We start from the raw sequence: 20081 nt of genomic DNA, 5'->3' as shown, positions 1-20081 counted from the left end.
AGCTAGCGCCTGCAGACCAAGCGCCAACTGCTATCAATACCAAAGCAAATGTGCTTTAGACCCTGCGGCCGCTACGCATTTGACGGCGGGCCAGCAGCGCCCCCAATCCGCCCAGCCCAGCAGAAGCCAGCAACAAAGCCCCCCACCCGAGCGTCGGCACGGGCGCTGGTGCCACAGGAACTGGCTCGGGCGGCACCACCGCAGCAGCGACTGGCCCCAGCGCCGGCGAGCATGCTTGCCCGCCCGTCAGAGTGCCTTGGGTCGCCACTGGCGTGACGCAATACGACAGGTACTGGCGCTCATCGGCTGCCATCAGGGTATAGGCCAAGGAAGTGCCCGCGGTCGCGCCCGATTGCACCACGGTGCCCTGCGACGAAGCCGTCAGCCCTGGCGTGGCGCTGCGCACCCATACATATTGCGTGCCTGCGGCAGAGACATTCTCCGGGTCGGATTCGGTATCGGCGTAGCTGTAGCTGCCCGTCAGTACCTGGCCCACCGTTGCTGTGCCGCTCAGCGCAGGGACTGCGCTGGGGGCATTGTTGGGCGGCGCCGGCACTGGGGTGATGCTGATGCTGCCGTTTTCGCCCGATGGGTTGGCCACGCCCTTGACATTGGCCGCAATGGAAGGATTGCCCAGCGAAGTGCTGGCCCCGGTGATCTTGTAGCTGCCTGCATCCAGGACGCAGGAATCGCCGCTGCCGCCCGGCGCGCCATTCACATCGACGCTGCCATCCACCCCGTGCACGCCACCTGCGCCAGCGTGGCCGGTGTAGCTGCCACCGCCACCGCTGCCACCAGCGCCGTCCACATTCCCGCCGTTCTCGCCATTGCCGCCCACGGCGGCCGTGGCACATTGCGTATCCTGCGCATTCAATACCAGATTGTTGACTGCAGGCGAGCCGGGCACACTCCAGTTGCCGCTGGTGCCACGAATTCGTGAATTGGAGCCACCAGCACCACCCCCGCCCGCCGTAATGGCCGCTCCCGCCACCACCAGTTGCGAAGCGCCACCACCCCCAGCCCCGCCCGGGCTGATATTGAGCGTGCCCTGGTTTCCACCACGGCCCCCAGCCCCCGGCAAGGCAGACGTGACGGAGCCTGCATCCTGGCGCGTGCCATCACCCCCTCCTGCTGCACCAACCCCATAGGATGCCTTTGGTGTTCCCAGCGCGCCTTCGCCCCCTTCTCCCACGAGCAGGCTCACTGTCTCACCGCCCTGCACGGCAATGGTGGCGGTGACCACCGTGCCGCCCACGCCATTGCCGCCCATTGCGTCATCCCATCCGCCAGCGCCGCCCGCTGCCCCCTTGACGACGACCTGCAGACTGCCGGTGCCCGCAGGCACGGCATAGGTATGCACACCCGGCGTGGCAAATACCTGCGGCGCTGGCGTCTGCGCCCCTGCGGAAAAGGCAGAGGCCGCCAGCATTCCTGCCATGGAAAGACGGAGACGGCGGGGCCGTGACAGGCGAGAGAAGGCGTATAGATTCATAAATTTCTCCTATTTATGAATCATTTTAAATATCGATATGTAATTATTGTTTTCAAAAACTTGTTAAAAATTATTTCCTATCTGACGCCAATCCGGGGCACGGCCACGATACCGATCCAAAAAACGGCCTCAGTATCGGCGGTAGCCGCCTTCTGTCAGCACGCACTGCGGAATTTGCAGTCCGGCACCGTCTGGCCGTCGGCACCACGCCATTGCACCGCACCAGCTTCAGCGTCCGCTGGCGCAGCCTGCAAAGGTGGGGCGCCAGGCACCACCCGCCCCGCCTCCGGCACAGCAGGCTCGGGAGGACGCCCCCCATCCGGCGAAGGTGCAGCCGGGTCGTAGAGCACCGTGCCAGTGCCAACACCCACGCCGACATTCGCGCCGCCCACCGAAGTGCCCACGCCCACACCCGCATTGCCGGTGACCTGGCCGCTCTGGTTGACACCCACGCCGACTCCGACAGGGCCCACGCCCGTGCCCACGCCTGCGCTGACGCCGCCACTGCCCACGCCTACTCCCACCGAAAACGGACCGACAGGAATGCCAACCCCGACGTAAGGAGAGCAGCCGGAGAGAGAAAACGCGGCCACCGCGCCCATGGCCGCAACTCGCCACACGGAAATCTGTTTTTGCATAGAAAGGTATTGTTCCACCACTGCAGCCATCGTCCAGCCAACGGGATATCGACTGGAGAGGCGCTGGAGACCGCCGGGATGTGCTGCCGGGGCACAGGCACAATCAAAATCGATAGCTGCCAGTGCCTGCCAACCAACGTGGAATGCCCGTTTCACCGCTCATTGCGAGGTGGCAGTGTGATGCTGATGCTGTGCGAAATCTCGGGCCCCGTTTCGGCAGGGCGGATCACCTGCTCTGGTGGTGGGGGTGGCGGCGCTTTCACGACCATGGGCTCGGGAGCGATCCGGGGCTGGATATTCTTCTTCCAGGCTTCCACCAGAACATCGTTGACGAACTGGCGGTCCATCCACAGCCACAGCAAGAATGGCACCAGGGTTGGCAGCACGAGGCTGCCTAGCTGGTAGCCATAGGCCAGGCCTTCGAGCTGGCCCTGCGATATCTTCAACAGGCGCAGGTCAAGATTGGTGGCGAGCACCACCTGCATCAGCAGGCTGGTGCAGATGCTGAATGCCTGAAATGGCAGCAGTACGATATAGCCAACAATGGCACGCCAGGCCCGCCCTTTGCGCCAGGCTGCCAGCAGCAGTGCCAGAAAGATGGGAAAACCATAGGCATAGCGGCCCGGGTCCGCGTCCACCGAAATCTCCACCCACCGCCCGTCCGTCTGCGCGTTCGCGATGCCGACGTTGGTGTCCACCTCCATCTTGCCAGGGGAAATCTGCACCTGCTTGACCCAGCCTGCAGCCAGATCCTCAAGCCCTTCCTTGGAGATGACGGCCACCGGGTAGCTGATCCATGGCGACAGCTTGGTCCACACCGTGGTCAGCACGATGATGCCGACAAAAGCCAGCACGGCAAATCGCTGAATCGGGTTTAAGCGCTTCATCCCTCTTCTCTCCGGTTCCTGCTACATGCGCAGGAGTGTCATTGTTCGGCTCCAACAAGGCCAGCAGTACGATGCTGCTGGCTCACATCACATTCAGGCCGCCACCGGCGCATTCTGCCCGGCGATGCTGCCCGAAGGTGGCGGGCTGTCCGAACCGTCCTCGGCCCGCTTGGCCCGCTGGCCCGCACGCACCCACACCAGCCACACCACCAGCACGTCCAGCATGATGAGGGCCTGCCACAGGTATTCATGGGCAAAGTTGAAGGCCGTCATGTTCCACTGGCCCAGGTAGAACAGGCTGATCACCCGCACGATGTTGATGGCCTGCACCGCCACAAAGCCCAGCACCATGCCGATGATCTTGTGGCGCCAGGTAGAGGGGAACGCAAGAATGGCGGCAAACAGCACAATGCAGGCCTCGATGCCATTGCATCCTGCCTCGATCGATACGCCAAAATTGGACGCATGGTTCCACAGCACCTTGCCTTCGGCGACGGCCGATTTGTCGAACCAAGTCACCAAAAACGCGCAGATCTTGGCCAGCATGGCCGTCCACGGCTCGACAAGGTGCTTTTGCACCCAGTTGAGCATGTTGAGGCCAAACAAGGTGAGCTGTATGCCCAGAAAAACAAAAAAGAATCGAACCATGGTGATCGCTTGCCTTCACTTGGACGGTGGACGTCTTCCATCCATTGCCGCATCGCGGTTATCGTTGTGCCCCGGGGAGATCGTGGTGCCAGGAATGCGCCTGGTCACCGCTGCGGTCTCCGCGCCGCTCACCTGGGCTTTTCAGCCAGAAAGTCCAGGCCCGCACCTGCCATTTGCGCCTTCTGGAGCATGCATGGGGGTAAATATAGCCCCGAAAGGGGTCAATCGCGTCAATACACCTGTTAACAACTCATGCTAAGGCGTCGCGCCGCAACACATCCGGCGTTGCAACACCTGCAGCGCGCAGCGTTGCCGCACCCCCTTTGCAGAAGACTGTCATAAAAGCAAAGAAAAAAGACAAAAGGAAAGCCCCGGCCCTTGATAGAGCCGGGGCTGTTTTTCTGACAGATTCAGCGCGGAAGATCAGGCCAGCAGCGCGTTCACCCGTTTGACGTAGGCAGCCGGGTCTTCCGGCAGACCGCCTTCGGCCAGCACCGCCTGGTCAAACACGATTTGGGCCAGATCATGGAAATGGACACTACCGTCCAGCTTCTTGATCAGCGGATGCTCGGGGTTGACCTCCAGCACCGGCTTGGACTCCGGCGCAGCCTGCCCGGCCTGCTTGAGCATGCGGGCCAGTTGCAGGCTCATGCCACCATCCTGCACTACCAGGCACGCAGGCGAATCGACCAGGCGGCTGGTGGCGCGCACGTCCTCAGCCTTGTCCTTGAGTGCGTCCTTCAGCTTGGCCAGCACAGGCTTGAAGGCCTCTGCCGCCTCCTCGGCCGCCTTCTTTTCGGCTTCATCCTGCAGCTTGCCCAGGTCGACTGCCCCCTTGGCTACGGACTGCAGCGGCGTGCCGTCGAACTCGTGCACAAAATTCAGTGCCCATTCGTCGACGCGGTCGGTCATCAGGAGCACTTCGATGCCCTTTTTCTTGAAGACCTCGAGCTGCGGGCTGTTCTTGGCAGCGGCCAGCGTATCGGCGGTGATGTAGTAGATCGCGTCCTGGCCCTCCTTCATGCGGGCCTTGTAATCGGCAAACGAGGTCACGACCCCGTCCTGAGCCGTCGATGCAAAGCGCAGCAGCTTGGCAATGCGGTCGCGATTGGCCATGTCTTCGCCCAGGCCTTCCTTCAGCACGGCGCCAAATTCGGCATAGAACTGGCTGTACTTGCCTTCCTTGGCCTTGTCTTCTTCGTTCACCACATCGGTCACGTCGCCATCCGCGCCCGCCTCATGCCTGTCGTGCCTGGCCAGGTCTTCCAGCATGGAGAGCACACGCTTGACCGAGCCATCACGGATCAGTTTCACATCACGGCTTTCCTGCAGCAATTCGCGGCTCACGTTGAGTGGCAGGTCTGCCGAATCGATCACGCCCTTCACAAACCTCAGGTACTGGGGCATCAGCGCCTCTGCATCATCCATGATGAAAACGCGCTTGACGTACAGCTTGATGCCGGCGTGCTTGTCACGCTGGTACAGGTCGAACGGCGCCTTGGCGGGGATGTACAGCAGCTGTGTGTACTCGGTGTTGCCTTCGACGCGGTTGTGGCTCCAGGTCAGCGGATCTTCAAAGTCATGGCTGATGGCCTTGTAGAAGTCCTTGTACTGCTCGTCGCTGATGTCCTTCTTGGCGCGGGTCCACAAGGCGCTGGCCTTGTTGACAGTCTCCCACTCACCGGTCTTGACCATTTCACCGGGCTGGTCGTTCTCGCCTTCCTTCCACTCTTCCTTCTCCATCAGGATCGGCAGGCTGATGTGGTCCGAGTACTTGGCGATGATCTGCTTGAGCTTGTAGCCATTGAGAAACTCTTGAGCCTCGGGCCGCAGATGCAGGGTGATGCTGGTGCCGCGCTCTTCGCGGGTGATCTGCTCCACCTCGAAATCTCCCGAGCCGCCGCTCACCCAGCGCACGCCCTCGGATGCGGGCACCCCGGCGCGGCGTGATTCCACCGAAATCCGGTCAGCGACGATGAACCCGGAATAGAAGCCCACACCGAACTGGCCGATCAACTGCGAATCGACCTTCTGGTCGCCGCTGAGCTTTTCCATGAAGGCCTTGGTGCCGCTCTTGGCAATCGTGCCCAGGTTGTCGATGGCTTCCTGCTCTGTCATGCCGATGCCGGTGTCGGTAATCGTCAGGGTCTTGGCGGCCTGGTCGAAGGACACGCGCACTTCCAGCTTGGGCTGATCGCCGTAGAGGCTGGCATCGCCCAGTGCCTCAAAGCGCAATTTGTCGCATGCGTCTGACGCGTTGGAGATCAGTTCCCGAAGAAAAATCTCCTGGTTGGAATACAGCGAATGGGTGACGAGGTGCAGAAGCTGCGCTACTTCCGCCTGAAAGGAATGGGTTTGTTTTGTCATGAGGATGGCTCGTGTCAACAGAAGTCAATCCGTCATATGGGCGCCATGGCGGACGATTCAAGAGCCGAATATTCACCTCAGATTTTTATTCAAAAAATCTATTTCAAAACCATCGATTGTAACAATTATATAGGCTATCAATAACGTAATTCTATGAACGAGCTTCAATCTTCTTTACATAGACGCGTATATCCACCTGTCATCCTTTCTGGGAAACTAAACGTTACGTATCAAATTGCATTGATCGATTAAGAATTGGAATGTAAATGATTTCAAATGTAATCACTAAATATTACAAATGAAAGCATTTCATTTACATCCACCCCCAGCCCTGCCTGTGCCTGTTCTGCGCAGGCCCGGGACGGCTTATTTACTGACCTGCATTGCCAGCATCACCTCTGCCATGGCCCAGCCCGTCACCTCCTCCAGCGCCACTGCAGGCAACGCGCCCGGCATTGAGGCCATGACGCCCGCAGAAGCCGAACAGGCGCGGCTGCGCAAGCTGATCGACGCAGCCCCTCCCGCCTATGAGGACAGGTTCATGAGCGCCGACGAAGTCAGCTCCCTGCGCGCTGGCGAGGCCGCCAGCGCAGAAGAGGCCCTGTCTCAGCCAGAAGGGCTGCGCAGCTGGTCGGTGGAAAGCCGCCTTGGAGCCGCCCAGTCCAGCAGCTCCGGCGCAGGAAAGCGCCAGGCCACCGAATTTGGCCAGCGCATCGAGTACCGCCAGCAAACCCTGAACTATGGTGAATGGGTTCTGCAAGCCGATGGACGCACGCAGCACGGCGACCAGGATGCCGGCAACGGCATTGGCGCCCTGGGTTATGCACGCAAGGCCAGCAGCCAGCGCATTACCCTGCGCAATCTCGGCATGCCCCTCACACCGGGCGTGCTGGCCGACACCACCTTGGGTGATGCCTACAGCGAGCTGACGACAGGCCTCAGCCGCAACTACCGCCTCACGCTGGGCACCAGCACCGTGCGCGGGCTCTCCACCCGCATCTACGGCAGCGATTTCGATCTGCGCGCGGGCATGGGCGAGCGCGGCGACCTGCTGGGCGGCCCGTATCCAGGCTTCGAGAAAAACCAGGGCAGCATCGCATGGCTGGGCGGCACCCGCCGGCTGGGCGACTCCTGGTATGCCGCTGGGCAGATTGAGCAGGCGGGCGGCATTCCAGCCAGCTACTACAACTTCCTCACTGGCGATGGCTCCGGCAGCAAAAACGTATCGAGCTGGGCCGCCGCTGTGGGCTATGGGGGAGAGCTGCGGCAGGATGGCGACCTGCGCGCACGCCTGACCATCCTGGGCAGCAGCACCGCCAGCACCACGCCGGGCACTGCAACAGGGGGGGCCCAGGGCCTTTACCTGGAGGCGGGAGCAAAGCTGGGGCGCTTTCGCCATGAATTCGGTGCCTATGTCTCTCGGCCCAATCTGTATTTTGGTGACTACCTGCTGCCTTCTGGCACCCAAGGCGCCTACTGGCGAATGGACCACAGCGCCAGCCGCCTGAGCTGGGGCGGAGGGCTTGATTTCGAGCGTGTGCGCAGCAGCTCCCAGGCAATGCAGACCGGTTCGTCCCGCCTGGGCGCCAGCGGCAATGTGCAGTACTTCATCAACCGCGACAGCTCCATGGGCGGCAACCTCAATCTGTACCAGACCCGCTACGACGCAGGCGCCAGCGGCCAGACGGCGCTGGGTACGCAGCGCAGCATTTACGCCTACGGCTTCTACCAGACCCGCTTTTTCGATCTGCCACGCACACGCCTGAGCCTGACCGCCAGGCGCAACGAGCAGATCGTGCTGGGCGACGGCAATGCCACGGGGCGCGAAGTGCAGTGGGAACAAGACTGGATCACGGTTCGTCGCGAAACCATGCGCCCCGAACTCACCACCACGCTGGGCTGGGCGGACGACCGCAGCAGCGGCACGACACACCAATACCCCACGGCTGGGGTACAAGTGCGGTACTGGGCCAGCAGCTCGCTGAGCTTCTCTGGCAACCTGCGCTACACCTCGCAGACCGGCGGCCTGTACACCAGCCGAGGCCTGTCGGGCACGCTCTCGGCCGAGCAGGATCTGGGCAGCGGCTGGCGCCTGGGCTTCTCTGCGCTGATCAACCAGGCACGCGCCTCCACGGTCCCCCTGCCGAACTGGAACGGCCCTCAGGTCTATCGCAGCAACGACAAGACCGCCTACGTCTATCTGCGCTGGGACGGCAGCACTGGCCGCCCCTTCGCCGTGGCCGGTGGAGCGCCCGGCACAGGTGCGGGCAGCGTCTCGGGCAACGTGTTCTACGACGCCAACCGCGATGGCCAGCGGCAGATCGGTGAAGGCGGCGTCAATGGTGTCGAGGTAGTGCTGGATGGCCGCTACCGCACCGTTACCGACCGCGAAGGCCGTTTCTCATTTCCGATGGTGGGCCAAGGCCAGCATCGGATCACTGTCACGCTCGACAGCGTGCCGCTGCCCTGGGGCGCAGCGGACGGTGCCGGCGTGAGCGTCAATGTTCCGCTGCGTGGCGAAGCCAACGCCGAGATTCCCGTCATCAAGGTGGGGGAGTAGCCATGCAGCAGACCACAGGCCGGGCAATGTGTAAACGGCAGTAAACCCCTGAACCGCCGAGCACGTTGAAGACCAGCCTCCACCAGCGCACCCGCGCTTTTGCCAACCCCCTTTGACACAAAGGACTGTGAAAATGATCAACAAACTTCTGAATCCGATTGCGCTGGGCACTGTCTTGATGCTCGCATCCGCAGGCTATGCACTGGCCGACAGCCAGTACGGCTACTCCACCAACGGCAGCAACGTCACGGCGCAGGCCAACGTCAAGCTGTCGGTGGCAGTGCCAAAGCTGATCCTGCTGCGTGTGGGCTCGACCAACACCACGATCGATACCCTCAGCTGGACCGCGAGCTTCAGCATTCCTGCCGTACCGACAGCACCTGTGGTTGGCAACAACACCAGTGTGGACTGGAGTGGTGCAGCACCCACCTCGACGCTCAACACACCGGCTGCACTGACTGTCTATGCCTGGACCAATGCAGGCACAGGCACCCTCACCTGCGCCGCCCCGACCTGGACCCCTGCCACAGGAGGCCCCGCCAACACGGACTTCACCGTCACCGTTACCGGCACGCTGCCACACCCAGGAACCAACCTGGCCTGCGGCGCCGCAAGCGCGACCATCCCGTCGAACGCGGTCGCCACCGGTACCTGGGCCTACAGCCTGGCAAACGCGGCAGCCGCCTCCTGGAAAGCAGGCTCGTATACTGCCCAGGTGACCTACACCGCCACCGGCGTCTGATGCCCATGCGTGCCGCAGCTCTCCTGACCACAGCCCCGGGGCGATTCCGCGCTCCGCTGGCTGCGGGACTGGCACTGCTCGCGTGCGGCAGCACAGTCCCCGCCAACGCGGTGATCACCACCGTGACCGACACCGGCAGCACCTACGCCATTTCGCTACAGGTAGGTTCACCCTCGGCCGTAGATACCGTTCAAATCAACGTCACTGGCAACAATGTGGGTCTCACGCCTGCACCGGTGACAGGAACACCGGCGATTGACATCTCGGTGGTTCCCATACGACCAGCAAACTCCGATAGCGGCGCGCGCCCGGTCACCCTGCAAGTGGATTCATCCACAGGCCTCACCTGCCAGAGCACCAGTTGTGGCACCACCATCATCCCCTTCAGCAAGATCAGCTGGACGGTGAGCAATTCCAGCGGTGGTGGCGCGGGCGACATTCAGAACGGCCAGTTCAACGGTGCCGCCAACCAGCAAATCGCCAGCTTCAATGCCAATGCCACCTATTGCTCTGGGATCATCAATATCTTCGGCATCTGTATCTTGGGTAGCTGGTTCTACCAATCCAACGCCATGAACGCCACACGGCTGACGTTCACCTACGCCAACGACGTCATCTACCCTGCTGGCGCCTACAAGGGCACGGTGTACTTCACCGCATCGATGCAGTGAGTATGCATATGCCGCGATTGCACTCCACCCATTTGCCGCGTTTTTCCGCCATGCTGGGGCTGCTTGCCTGCGTGATGGCATCAGCGGCCAATGCACAGGTTGCACGGCTGGACGATTCGGCCTCGCCACGCGCACATGTGCAGGCCGACTTACGCCAGGCGCAGATGATCGATGCCCAGACCGTGCTGCTGCCCTTTGGTCGGGTCGAATACCGGCTTGCCACCGCCCCCTATGTGGGCCGGCGGGCGCGCATTTACTATGTCATTCCGCTTGCCGTTGCAGGACTGCGCTCGCCGTCCGCGCTACAGGTGCAATGGCGCGGCGCCCTGTTTCAAAGCGGCATGGGACGCCCGGGCGACCGCGTACTGGTATGGAGCGGCGACGTCCGCACCCCGTGGATCACCGACACCTTTGACCTGCAACTGCGCATCGACCCGCGCCAGTTGCAACTGGGCCGAGGCGCAAGCCTCAGCTTCGAATCCTATTTCGAGATCGAGATACAGCCATGAGTCGTTTTGTTCCGTCCATCGTCCGCAATGTCTCCGCACTGGGTCTGGCCTTGCTTGCCGCCTGCGCGCAGGCTGCGCCCTTCGAGATTGCCGTTGCGCCATCGCGCTTTGAACTGACCGCCAAGGGCGGCGAGCGGCTGGGCCAGTCGATCGACATCCACAACCTGGGAAGTGCACCCACTGCCGTCTCGATCCGCACGCTGGACTGGACCTACTCGCCTGAAGGCCAGATCACCTACCACGACGAACTGCTGCCCGGCAGTTGCCGCCCCTGGGTAGTACTGGAGCGGCGCACACTGACGGTGCCTGCGCAAACCAAGAACAGCTTCCGCTTTCAGGTCACCCCCCCGGCCGATACGCCACGAAGCGAATGCCGGTTCATGATCACCATCGAAGGCGTGGAGCCTGCACAGCAAAGCATCATCCGCAGCGGCAGCGCAAGCCTCAGCCTGCCCGTCACCGGCCGCATTGCAGTGGCGGTGTATGTAATGCTGGGCGGCGCCGAGCCCAAACTCGAAATGCACCAGCTCGCCATGCGCGACGTGGCCGGCAAGCGCACCCCCACCGTGAGCGTGAGCAACACCGGCGATGCCCATGGCCGCCTCGAAGGCACGCTGGATGCCAAGGATGCGAAGGGCCGCACCTTCAGCCTGGTCGTCGAAGGCACCCCCATCATGCCTGGCCAGACGCGAACGCTGGCGCTGATGCCCAAGGGCGACGACGGCCAGAGCGCACCACAGCCCAGCTACCCCGTGCAGGCAAGCGGCCTGCTGGACTGGGACAAGGGCAGCTTCAAAATCAATACGGAACTGAAGTGAAAACCAGCCACGCCCGCCTGCACCACGCCACCTGCGGGTTGGCGCTGGGGCTGGCTTTGGCTGGCGGCAACACGGTGCATGCCGCCAGCGCCTCATCGGGCAACGGCAGCCTGCCGCGCACCACCCCGCGCGTGGCGCTCAACTTTGCCATCCAGATCGACAAGTTCCTCTTCTTTCGGATTGGTGACGGCGCCTGGCCCACGCCTGGCGGCACGGCTTCACAGGTGGCGTTCACGCTGACACCATCGATCCCGGCGGTGCCGACCACGCCCGCAGTCGGCAACAATACATCGGTCAACTGGAATGGCGCCGCCCCTGGCTTTGTGGTGGCCGCAAGCGGTAACGTCCTGCCCGTGGAAGTGCGCAGCAATGGCGGGCAGGTGAGCCTGTACGCCACCGTCACGACGCCGCTCACCAGCGGATCCAACACCATTCCGATGAGCGAGATCGTGGTCACCAGCAGCGACAGCGCCAACCTGCCCGCGCCTCCCATTCCCAACAGCGGCAACGGCACCACGGTGAACGTGACTGGTGGCGGCGCGGGCGCGGTGAACAGCCTGGTCACCATCCGCAATGCCAACTGGACTTTCTCCTACGCCAACAGCGCAAGCCGCACAGCAGGCTCCTACAACGGACAACTGCGCTTTACCGCCACGACGCCATAGGCAAAGCATCCGCAGGAACGCAGGGCATTTTTTGGGTACGATGGCACCGGTACCAATGCCTGCTTACCTTGCCATGCCCACATCCACCCAACGCCTTGATCACACCCTGCACGCCTTCAAAGCGTTGGGCGACGAAGGCCATCGCATCTTCACCCAGATCTACGCCGATGCGGCCCGGGAGGCCGCGCAGGCCGCCGACGCGCGGGCTGCGCGCGGGCTGTCTCTGGGGCCACTTGATGGCAAGCTCGTCTCGCTGAAAGACCTGCTGGATGTGGCGGGCGAAGTGACCACCGCAGGTGCCGCCATGCGGCGCAGCAGCCCCCCCGCCACGCGCGATGCCCCGGTGGTGCAGCGGTTGCGTGCGGCAGGCGCCGTCATCATCGGCAAGACCAACATGACCGAGTTCGCGTTTTCCGGCGTGGGCATCAACCCGCACTTTGGCACGCCGGGCAACGCGCAGGATGCCACGCGCATTCCGGGCGGGTCGTCGTCGGGCGCAGGGGTCAGCGTGGGGCGCGGTCTGGTCGATATCGCCATTGGCTCGGATACGGGTGGCTCGGTGCGCATTCCGGCGGCCTTCAACGGCACGGTGGGCTTCAAGCCCACCCAGGCGCGGGTATCGCGCGAGGGCGCATTTGCGCTGTCCTTCACGCTGGATAGCCTGGGGCCGCTGGCACGCAGTGTGGCCGATTGCGCCGCCGCCAATGCCGTCATGGCGGGCGAGGCGCCCACCCCCTTACCCGTGCGCAGCGTGCGCGGCCTGCGCATTGGGTTGCCGCAAGGCCTGCCGTGGGAACAGTGCAGCGCCGAGGTTCTACAGAAAACAGAGCAGGCTATCGAATCACTGCAGGCGCAAGGGGCCGTTTTCACCAAACTGCCCTGGCAAGCCCTGATGGCGGCTCCCGGGCAGTTGCAGAGCGAAGGCACCATCATCGCGGCCGAGGCGGCTGCCATCCACCACGATGCGCTCGCCCACCAGCGCGATGCGTTTGACCCGCGCGTACTCTCCCGAATGGACAAGGGCCGCAGCCTGACGGCGCCGTATTACGTGAACCTGCTGCAGCAACGCCAGCGACTGCAGGCGGAGATGGATGCCGCCATGCAGAGTGTGGATCTGCTCCTGCTGCCCACCATCGCCATCACCGCGCCGCGCATCGCCGACCTGCTGGAAGACGACGACGCGTTCTTTGCCGCCAATGGCCTGATCCTGCGCAACACCTCGATTTTCAATTTCTACGACCTGCCCGCCCTCTCGCTGCCCGCACCGCGTGCGGCTACCGAGCTGCCCGTGGGCATCATGCTTGTGGGCCAGCGCATGCAGGACCGCCAGGTACTTGCCATGGCTGCAGCCATTGAGCAATCGCTGCAGAAATAAGAGCAACCAGCGCTTTTCCTGCATACCCTTACCGCGATTTTTATTGAGAACACCATGGGCCGCGCAAGCATAGAGTGGACTGCCGAGATGATCGCCCAGCTGGGCACCGACAAGGACGCGGTACTGGCCGAGCGCTGGGGCACCACGGCAAAGACCGTCAACCTCAAGCGCAACAGCCTGGGCATTGCCGCCTTTGGCCACGTGGCGTGGACCCAGGCCATGCTGGATGAATTGGGCCGCAGCACCGATGCCGAGCTGGCCGCCCGCTGGGGCATCAGCAAGGCCAGCGTGGTGGCCAAACGCGGGGCACTGGGCATTGCCCCGCTGGATGCCAGCCGGGGCAAGGAGACGCAGCAGCCCTGGACCGACGCCGAGATCGTGCAGCTGGGTACGGCCCCCGATGCGCAACTGGCTATGCAACTGGGACGCTCACCTGCCGCCGTGCGCAACGCGCGCATGGCACGCGGCATTGCAGCCAGCCGCCCGGGCAAACCACCCATCGAAAAGCGCTGAAAAGCGTCTGCCAACCCCGTGCTTTTGCGCAAAAAGGCTTGACGGAAAGCAAAAATTCGCCATTCCAGCGCCTGAAGTGCCATGCATATTGCACCCTGATTCAGACGCTTTGACTATCAAATTTCATAGCAAATTGCGCGCACAGCCATTGCGCAAACAACCAATTTGGCTTGAAGTCATGCAGCGCCTTTGGCCTGAAATTCGGCCAAAAACTTCGGAAAAACAAGGGTTTACCTTAGGAAAATCCGTCCCCCGGTGTCGTTAGGATGGCACTCTTTTATCGCCAAGCTGACCCAGGACAAAGGCCAGCCCCCGCATTTGCTGCAGGGGCCGCCATCACCAATAACAGGGGACATGAAAGGCTTCACCTTTTATACAGAGAAAGACAAGAGACTATGAAAATCATGGCGCAATGGAGTGTGGTGGCGCTGGCCGCCTTTGCGGCAGCAGGCGCACATGCCGATGCTTCCTACCCCAACAAACCCGTCACCATCGTGGTGCCGTTCACGGCTGGCGGCCCGACCGACCGCGTGGCGCGCGATCTGGCAGAGTCGCTGCGCAAACCCTTGGGCAACAACGTCACCATCGTGATCGACAACGCCGATGGCGCAGGCTCGACCATCGGCATGGCCAAGGCAGCACGCGCCAAGCCTGACGGCTACACCCTGCTGCTCAACCACATCGGCGTGGCCACGGCCCCCATCCTGTACCGCAAGCTGTCGTTCGATGTGATGAAGGATTTTGAATACCTGGGCATCATCAACGACGTGCCGATGACCCTGATCGGCAAGCCCACGCTGGCGCCCAACAACTACAAGGAACTGGCCGCCTTCATCAACAAGGAAAAGGACAAGGTCAACCTCGCCAATGCGGGCATCGGCTCGGCCTCGCACCTGTGCGGCCTGCTGCTGCAAAGTACCTTGAAGGTGCCGATGACGCCCGTGCCGTACAAGGGCGCTGCTCCGGCGATTGCCGACCTGATGGGCAACCAGGTGGATGTGCTGTGCGACCAGACCACCAACACCACCGGTCAGATCGAAGGCAAGAAGGTCAAGGCCTATGCCGTGACCACCAGCAAGCGCCTCACCACCCCATCGCTCAAGGACCTGCCCACGCTGCAGGAAGAGGGCCTCAAGGGTTTTGAAGTGACCATCTGGCACGGCCTGTATGCACCCAAGGGCACGCCCGCCGATATCCTCAAGAAGGTCAACGACGCCCTGAAGGTGGCACTGAAGGACCCCGAGTTCATCAAGAAATCCGAAGGCCTGAGCGCCGTGGTGGCCAATGACAACCGCGTCACGCCTGAGGGCCACAAGGCCTTCGTGCAGGCCGAAATTGCCAAGTGGACGCCTGTCATCAAGGCAGCGGGCACTTTTGCCGAATAACTTGGCAAATGCGCTTGTATTGATAGCCTTTGGCGCTTTTCCTGAAAGCGCTAGCTGCCATCTTTACCCAAAAACAAAGACTGCTGCGGCAGTCTTTTTTGTTATTGTCCGGCAGGGTGCCCGTGCGCCATGCACATAGCCGCAGACTGAGCGCATTCCATTTTCAACCTGCTGCCTCCATCAACCGATAACGACCTCCAGGAGATGCCCATGACCTCACCCGCCCTCACCCGCCGCCAATGGCTGGCCTCCAGCAGTGCGCTGGCCCTGCCTGGCCTGCCCGCGTTCGCCCGTGCAGCTGACTGGCCGAGCAGGCCGATCCGCTTCGTGGTGCCGTTCGCGCCGGGCGGCAGTTCCGAGATCGTGGCCCGCTCCACGGCGGCAGAACTCGCCAAGACCATGGGCCAAAACGTGTTCGTCGAAAACAAGCCGGGGGCTGCAGGCAATATCGCCATGCAGGAAGTGGCGCGCTCCGACGACCAGCACACCGTGGTTCTGGGCCATATCGGTACCCTGGCCGTCAACCCCTATATCTTCGACAAGCTGCCGTACGACCCGAACAAGGACTTCCAGCCCGTGAGCCTGCTGGCCAAGGTGCCCAGCCTGTATGTCGTGCACCCCGACCTGCCCGTCAAGAACCTGCAGGACCTGGTCAAGCTCGCCAAGAGCAAGCCGGGCAAGCTGAGCTACGGATCGGCCGGCAATGGCAGCGCCGGGCACCTGGCGTTCGAGTACCTGAAGATGACCGCCAGCATCTTCATGTTGCACGTACCCTACAAGGGAACAGGCCCCATGATGACCGACCTGCTCTCGGGCAGGCTTGATGCTGCATCGGTGGGCGCTGCTGCGCTGCTGCCTTTCATCAAATCGGGCAAGGTGCGCTGCATCGCCACCGGCTCGACCCAGCGCCTGCCCCAGTTGCCTGACGTACCTACCGTGGCAGAGCAGGGCTTCCCCGGCTTCGAGATGACACAGTGGTACGGCATGCTGGCCCCGGCATCCATGGCCAAGGCCCATGTAGACACCCTGGCCGCCGAATGCGCCAAGGCCGTCAAGGCGCCCGACTCGGTCAAGCGGCTGCAGGGCGACGCAGCCGAGCCCATAGGCGACACGCCGCAGCAGTTTGCCCAGTTCATCGCCAAGGAGCAGGCGCGCTGGCAAAAAGTGCTCAAGCACGCGCAGGTCAAACCCGATTGAAGACCTGTGGCCATGAAAAAAGCGACTGCCATGCAGTCGCTTTTATTTGCAGCGGTGGATGAAAGGCCTAGTGACCCCAGACCACATCGGCGCCTTCTGCCTCGCTGCGCTGCAGCATGACGATGAAGGGCACGGCGCGCTGCTTGAGGCCCACGGTGGCCTTGACGTCATCGCCGTCCTCGTCTTCCGCATTCTTGTCCACCGGCTCGGCGGGCTGCTTGCTGCGCTCGTCTTCGGCGGCAACAGCGGCCTGCAAGGCCCCGATGGCAGCGGGAATCTGCGCTGCGGTGATGATGCCGGCGGGCGATGCGTCCTTGCCGATGATCTTCAGGATCTTTTGCGCATCCGCTTCCAGCATGATCATGTCGGCCGTGGCACGCGATACAAATTTATAGACCAAATTCTTCTCCTTCGAACGTGTTCGCGATCTTTCGTGAGGGTGTGTGCAGACCGCCCGAGTCCGCGTCCACACTCCTGCGAGGAGATCGTAAACACGTTGTTAACGGTACATGTAGTCCCGGGTGAATGGGTAATGCGATTGTGCACCACGGATGCTACCAGTGGTCATGGATCCGTCCGGCACGGTGGCCAGCATCTGGTGCAAGGCCGTCCAGCCGCGCTCGAAACCGGTGGCGCAGCCCGCAAGATAGAGGCGATAGGCGCGCAGGGTCTTGGCCGCCTGTTCGGGATTGCTCTTTTGCGAGAGCACCTGCAGCGCCGTCTCCAACTGGGCCTCCAGCGCATCGGACCAAGCCCACAGCGTCTTGGCATAGTGCGGGCGCAGGTTGTCCGCGTCCACCATCTCCCAGCCGGCATTGGCCATTTCGTGCTGCACCACGCTCACATGCAGCAGCTCGCCGCCGGGGAAGATGTATTTCTCGATGAATTCGCCCATGCCCGCACCCAGCTGTTCATTGTCGGTGCCGCCGGCGGTGATGCCATGGTTCATCAGCAGGCCGCCGGGCTTGATCAGGCTCTTGAGAGTGGCAAAGTACTCATGCATATGAGCCCTGCCCACATGCTCGAACATGCCGACCGAGGCGATCTTGTCAAAGGGTTCTGCCGTCTTGAGTTGGCGGTAATCCATCAGCAACATCTGCACGCGGTCCTGCAAGCCCTTCTGGGCAATCAACTGCTGAACATAGGCATGCTGGTTCTTGGACAGGGTGATGCCCGTTCCCTGAATGCCATAGTGCTCTGCCGCCCACAGCAGCAGGCCACCCCAGCCCGCTCCCACATCCAGAAAGCGCTCGCCCGCCTGCAGGCGCAGTTTGCGGCAGATCAGATCGAGCTTGGCCTCCTGGGCCTGCGCCACATTGAAATCGGACTGTGCGTAATAAGCACACGAGTAGACACGGCGCGGATCGAGCCACAGCGCATAGAACTCGTCGGATACGTCGTAATGGAACTGGATCTGCTCCGAATCCTTGGTCAGGGTGTGCAAGGCCGCCGAGCGCGAGCGCGCCAGCAGGCGGCTCCACCACGTGGAGCGTGCCGCCACCGGGTCCGTCGGCATCAGTGCCACTGCTGCTGCCATGGCATCGCGCATGCTGCCGTCGATCTCGACATCGCCTTCGACGATATAGGAGCCTACGATCCCGATATCGCCAGACGCCAGCGCCGCGAGCGATTTGGCGCTGCGGCAATGCAGCCGCAACTGGGCTTCATGGGGGTTGGCGATCCATTCGCCCGAGGGAAGAGCAATGGCGACTGCCACGGGAAGGCCCGACAGCTTCGCCTCCAATTGGGACTGCAGCATGTTCATGGCACCCCATTTTGGTGAGCAAACATGTCCCGTCAATGGCATTTGTCTGACATTGCCACGCTACATTGCATGCATGGCCTCATCCACACCCCCATCCAACGATCTGCTGGCGCTTTGCATGGCGCAATGGCCCGGGCGCGACTGGGCCTGGTTGGACATTGGCAATGATCAAAGCACCGTTGCGCGCCAGCAAAGTGCCGGCCCCCTTGTCCATGCATTGCCCATCGGCAGCACCAGCCTGGCAAGGCGCTGCCTGCGCCACAACCCTCCTGATGATGCCGATGTGGAAGCGGCGATTGCCACTGCCGAAGATACGGTGATGCCCCTGGTACGCATGTGGCCCGCTCCATCAGCGCAGACCAGCCTGCTGTGTACCGCGCCCGAGATGACGTCACTGGTCCAGCAATTGGCCGCGCCAGCCGATGTCACCGAGGCAACAGCAGTGTTGCTTTTGTACCCCACTGACGCAGTGGAGGACTGGTTTAACCGTTACGCAGATACGGTCATGGGTGGCCCGCTGCGCGGCCTGGCGCTGAGCCAGGGGCAGATTGCCTTGCTCATCATGGTGCGCGAATGCCTGCACCACTGGGGCATGCAGACCCTGGCGGTGCTGCGCGGCCCTCACCAGGATTGAATGCCACCGGGTCAGGCCGCCAGTTGCTCAGACAATCAGGCAGACAGGCCGTCCACCGCCTGGAACATCGCCTGCCGTGCCTGGCTCACGATCTGGCCCATCCAGGCATCGCGCTCGTCATAGAACGCTGCACGCATCTGCTGGTGAATGGCAGCGCGTTGCGCGCTCGGTGCATCAGGGTGGTTGTGCACCCAGTGGTCGGCGCGGATGGCGCCCGTGGTCTCCAGCACCGGCACGGTGCCGTATTCCAGCGCAATGCCGGTGAACTCGGCCTGCGGGCATTCCTGCACCGCACTGTTCCACAGCAGGCCCGTGAGAGGCGGCGAGGAGGAGCTGCCATCGTCCAGTGACGTGACGGGCGTGGCGCCGCCCCCATCCCACCAGCGGCGCCCCCGCGCCAGCATCTGCGCATCGTTCGGCCCCGTGAAGATGCGCTCGCCATAGCCATTGGGGCCCAGGCCGGTGTGGATGTCGATCCAGGCCAACTGGCGCACCTTGCCGCCATGCTGGCGCAGCACCTGGCGGATGGTGCGGTTGCTCCAGGTGGGGGCCTGGCCGCCAAAGAAGACGCCTGTGGGGTGCTGGTACTGGCCCTGGCCGACAGCGCCCTGCCACGCACGCTGGCCACGCTCGGCGATATAGCGGTCAATCGCCTGCTGCACATCGGGCGTCGGCGGCCATTGCGCGGGCAGGATCAGGTCCTGCACCTCGTCATAGGCAGGGTTGGTGGGCAAGGGCTGGTTGAAATCGATGAAGTTGCGGTTCAGGTCGACGTTCTCATGCGTCACCCGGCGGCCGTACGAGAAGCCGTGCGGATTGAGTGCATGCACATAGAGCACGGCTACCCCGGCATCGCGCGCCTTTTGCAGCCATTCCTCGTCATGCAATGCATGCACCTGCACGCCACTGCCGCAATAGCCTTCAATGCCATGGCAGGCGCTGCTGATGATGAGCAGCCTGCCGGCATCCAGTGCCCCGTCGCGCGCCACATCCATGGCCAGGGTTTCGTCTTCGGCCCCATCTTCAGGGTGGTTGTGCGATTCGACCTGCAGCCCCGCCAGCACGGCGGCCTCCAGAAACTTGACGCGCGCCTTCGCGTAGCTGGTTGAAAACGCGTCGCGGATTCCGATCATGTCTGTCCCCTGTTGCTTATGGTTTGAAAAATGGCGTCCAACGCTCTTCAATGGGCCCCGAAACGCCTGGTGCCCGAGATGC

The 20081-nt window shown here is 62.6% G+C and carries 19 protein-coding genes; 11 read left to right on the top strand and 8 right to left on the bottom strand.

Features of this window, described 5'->3' with window-relative positions; all coding sequences use genetic code 11:
* Positions 1-55: 55 nt before the first annotated feature.
* From ACH2DG_RS01030 to htpG, 5 genes are all read right to left on the bottom strand, one after another.
* On the bottom strand, positions 56-1492 hold the full coding sequence (locus ACH2DG_RS01030; RefSeq protein ID WP_395023867.1) for a hypothetical protein: 1437 nt from the start codon (positions 1490-1492) through the stop codon (positions 56-58).
* A 155-nt stretch (positions 1493-1647) separates the two neighbouring features.
* The gene (locus tag ACH2DG_RS01025) at positions 1648-2094 is read right to left on the bottom strand and encodes a hypothetical protein (RefSeq protein WP_395024120.1); all 447 of its coding nucleotides are present in this window, start codon (positions 2092-2094) and stop codon (positions 1648-1650) included.
* 188 nt (positions 2095-2282) lie between these two features.
* The gene (locus tag ACH2DG_RS01020) at positions 2283-3017 is read right to left on the bottom strand and encodes an exosortase H-associated membrane protein (protein ID WP_395023866.1); all 735 of its coding nucleotides are present in this window, start codon (positions 3015-3017) and stop codon (positions 2283-2285) included.
* A gap of 93 nt (positions 3018-3110) precedes the next feature.
* A complete protein-coding gene (xrtH, locus tag ACH2DG_RS01015; RefSeq protein WP_395023865.1) occupies positions 3111-3665 on the bottom strand; it encodes an exosortase H in 555 nt (184 codons plus the stop codon).
* 423 nt (positions 3666-4088) lie between these two features.
* Positions 4089-6032 (bottom strand): molecular chaperone HtpG, encoded by a 1944-nt coding sequence (htpG, locus tag ACH2DG_RS01010; protein WP_395023864.1) that lies wholly within the window; start codon positions 6030-6032, stop codon positions 4089-4091.
* A gap of 403 nt (positions 6033-6435) precedes the next feature.
* Between htpG and ACH2DG_RS01005 the strand changes: the two genes are divergently transcribed.
* The 10 genes from ACH2DG_RS01005 to ACH2DG_RS00960 all read left to right on the top strand — a co-directional run bounded on the left by ACH2DG_RS01005 (position 6436) and on the right by ACH2DG_RS00960 (position 16467).
* Positions 6436-8592 (top strand): SdrD B-like domain-containing protein, encoded by a 2157-nt coding sequence (locus ACH2DG_RS01005; protein ID WP_395023863.1) that lies wholly within the window; start codon positions 6436-6438, stop codon positions 8590-8592.
* A gap of 133 nt (positions 8593-8725) precedes the next feature.
* The gene (locus ACH2DG_RS01000; protein ID WP_395023862.1) at positions 8726-9334 is read left to right on the top strand and encodes a hypothetical protein; all 609 of its coding nucleotides are present in this window, start codon (positions 8726-8728) and stop codon (positions 9332-9334) included.
* Between the two features lie 5 nt (positions 9335-9339).
* Entirely contained in the window at positions 9340-10005 is a 666-nt protein-coding gene (locus ACH2DG_RS00995; protein WP_395023861.1) for a hypothetical protein, read from the top strand.
* Between the two features lie 8 nt (positions 10006-10013).
* Complete coding sequence (locus ACH2DG_RS00990; protein WP_395023860.1) at positions 10014-10514, top strand: hypothetical protein; 501 nt, start codon at positions 10014-10016, stop codon at positions 10512-10514.
* Positions 10511-11332 (top strand): hypothetical protein, encoded by an 822-nt coding sequence (locus tag ACH2DG_RS00985; RefSeq protein ID WP_395023859.1) that lies wholly within the window; start codon positions 10511-10513, stop codon positions 11330-11332. Before ACH2DG_RS00990 ends, ACH2DG_RS00985 begins: the two co-directional genes overlap by 4 nt.
* Positions 11329-11997 carry a hypothetical protein gene (locus ACH2DG_RS00980; protein WP_395023858.1) on the top strand — a complete coding sequence of 223 codons (669 nt, stop codon included), beginning with the start codon at positions 11329-11331 and terminating at the stop codon, positions 11995-11997. Before ACH2DG_RS00985 ends, ACH2DG_RS00980 begins: the two co-directional genes overlap by 4 nt.
* Before the next feature lie 73 nt (positions 11998-12070).
* A complete protein-coding gene (locus tag ACH2DG_RS00975; RefSeq protein ID WP_395023857.1) occupies positions 12071-13372 on the top strand; it encodes an amidase in 1302 nt (433 codons plus the stop codon).
* 54 nt (positions 13373-13426) lie between these two features.
* Positions 13427-13885, top strand: coding sequence for a hypothetical protein (locus ACH2DG_RS00970; RefSeq protein ID WP_395023856.1), 459 nt, complete (start codon positions 13427-13429; stop codon positions 13883-13885).
* Between the two features lie 395 nt (positions 13886-14280).
* Positions 14281-15270 (top strand): tripartite tricarboxylate transporter substrate-binding protein, encoded by a 990-nt coding sequence (locus tag ACH2DG_RS00965; RefSeq protein ID WP_395023855.1) that lies wholly within the window; start codon positions 14281-14283, stop codon positions 15268-15270.
* A 204-nt stretch (positions 15271-15474) separates the two neighbouring features.
* Positions 15475-16467: a Bug family tripartite tricarboxylate transporter substrate binding protein gene (locus tag ACH2DG_RS00960; protein ID WP_395023854.1), complete on the top strand. Its 993-nt coding sequence runs from the start codon at positions 15475-15477 to the stop codon at positions 16465-16467.
* 67 nt (positions 16468-16534) lie between these two features.
* On the opposite strand, the gene ACH2DG_RS00955 is transcribed toward ACH2DG_RS00960, so the two are convergent.
* Both ACH2DG_RS00955 and ACH2DG_RS00950 read right to left on the bottom strand, forming a co-directional pair.
* The gene (locus ACH2DG_RS00955) at positions 16535-16867 is read right to left on the bottom strand and encodes a DUF1840 domain-containing protein (RefSeq protein ID WP_395023853.1); all 333 of its coding nucleotides are present in this window, start codon (positions 16865-16867) and stop codon (positions 16535-16537) included.
* A gap of 99 nt (positions 16868-16966) precedes the next feature.
* Entirely contained in the window at positions 16967-18232 is a 1266-nt protein-coding gene (locus ACH2DG_RS00950; RefSeq protein ID WP_395023852.1) for a class I SAM-dependent methyltransferase, read from the bottom strand.
* 73 nt (positions 18233-18305) lie between these two features.
* Here ACH2DG_RS00950 and ACH2DG_RS00945 point away from each other — a divergent pair, with 73 nt between their 5' ends.
* Positions 18306-18866 (top strand): hypothetical protein, encoded by a 561-nt coding sequence (locus tag ACH2DG_RS00945; RefSeq protein ID WP_395023851.1) that lies wholly within the window; start codon positions 18306-18308, stop codon positions 18864-18866.
* Between the two features lie 35 nt (positions 18867-18901).
* On the opposite strand, the gene ACH2DG_RS00940 is transcribed toward ACH2DG_RS00945, so the two are convergent.
* On the bottom strand, positions 18902-19999 hold the full coding sequence (locus ACH2DG_RS00940; RefSeq protein ID WP_395023850.1) for a M14 family metallopeptidase: 1098 nt from the start codon (positions 19997-19999) through the stop codon (positions 18902-18904).
* Positions 20000-20081: the final 82 nt, after the last annotated feature.

Origin of the sequence: Comamonas odontotermitis, assembly GCF_040396735.1 — a bacterium.
GTDB lineage: Bacteria > Pseudomonadota > Gammaproteobacteria > Burkholderiales > Burkholderiaceae_C > Comamonas > Comamonas odontotermitis_C.
Note: the sequence above shows the minus strand (reverse complement) of the source record. Positions and strands in the feature narration are given on the sequence as shown.

Bases quoted from the DNA above. Each gene is read 5' to 3' on its own strand.
- ACH2DG_RS01030 (WP_395023867.1), bottom strand. From the start codon at position 1,492: ATGAATCTATACGCCTTCTCTCGCCTGTCACGGCCCCGCCGTCTCCGT.
- ACH2DG_RS01025 (WP_395024120.1), bottom strand. From the start codon at position 2,094: ATGGGCGCGGTGGCCGCGTTTTCTCTCTCCGGCTGCTCTCCTTACGTC.
- ACH2DG_RS01020 (WP_395023866.1), bottom strand. From the start codon at position 3,017: ATGAAGCGCTTAAACCCGATTCAGCGATTTGCCGTGCTGGCTTTTGTC.
- xrtH (WP_395023865.1), bottom strand. From the start codon at position 3,665: ATGGTTCGATTCTTTTTTGTTTTTCTGGGCATACAGCTCACCTTGTTT.
- htpG (WP_395023864.1), bottom strand. From the start codon at position 6,032: ATGACAAAACAAACCCATTCCTTTCAGGCGGAAGTAGCGCAGCTTCTG.
- ACH2DG_RS01005 (WP_395023863.1), top strand. From the start codon at position 6,436: ATGGCCCAGCCCGTCACCTCCTCCAGCGCCACTGCAGGCAACGCGCCC.
- ACH2DG_RS01000 (WP_395023862.1), top strand. From the start codon at position 8,726: ATGATCAACAAACTTCTGAATCCGATTGCGCTGGGCACTGTCTTGATG.
- ACH2DG_RS00995 (WP_395023861.1), top strand. From the start codon at position 9,340: ATGCGTGCCGCAGCTCTCCTGACCACAGCCCCGGGGCGATTCCGCGCT.
- ACH2DG_RS00990 (WP_395023860.1), top strand. From the start codon at position 10,014: ATGCCGCGATTGCACTCCACCCATTTGCCGCGTTTTTCCGCCATGCTG.
- ACH2DG_RS00985 (WP_395023859.1), top strand. From the start codon at position 10,511: ATGAGTCGTTTTGTTCCGTCCATCGTCCGCAATGTCTCCGCACTGGGT.
- ACH2DG_RS00975 (WP_395023857.1), top strand. From the start codon at position 12,071: ATGCCCACATCCACCCAACGCCTTGATCACACCCTGCACGCCTTCAAA.
- ACH2DG_RS00970 (WP_395023856.1), top strand. From the start codon at position 13,427: ATGGGCCGCGCAAGCATAGAGTGGACTGCCGAGATGATCGCCCAGCTG.
- ACH2DG_RS00965 (WP_395023855.1), top strand. From the start codon at position 14,281: ATGAAAATCATGGCGCAATGGAGTGTGGTGGCGCTGGCCGCCTTTGCG.
- ACH2DG_RS00960 (WP_395023854.1), top strand. From the start codon at position 15,475: ATGCCCATGACCTCACCCGCCCTCACCCGCCGCCAATGGCTGGCCTCC.
- ACH2DG_RS00950 (WP_395023852.1), bottom strand. From the start codon at position 18,232: ATGAACATGCTGCAGTCCCAATTGGAGGCGAAGCTGTCGGGCCTTCCC.
- ACH2DG_RS00945 (WP_395023851.1), top strand. From the start codon at position 18,306: ATGGCCTCATCCACACCCCCATCCAACGATCTGCTGGCGCTTTGCATG.
- ACH2DG_RS00940 (WP_395023850.1), bottom strand. From the start codon at position 19,999: ATGATCGGAATCCGCGACGCGTTTTCAACCAGCTACGCGAAGGCGCGC.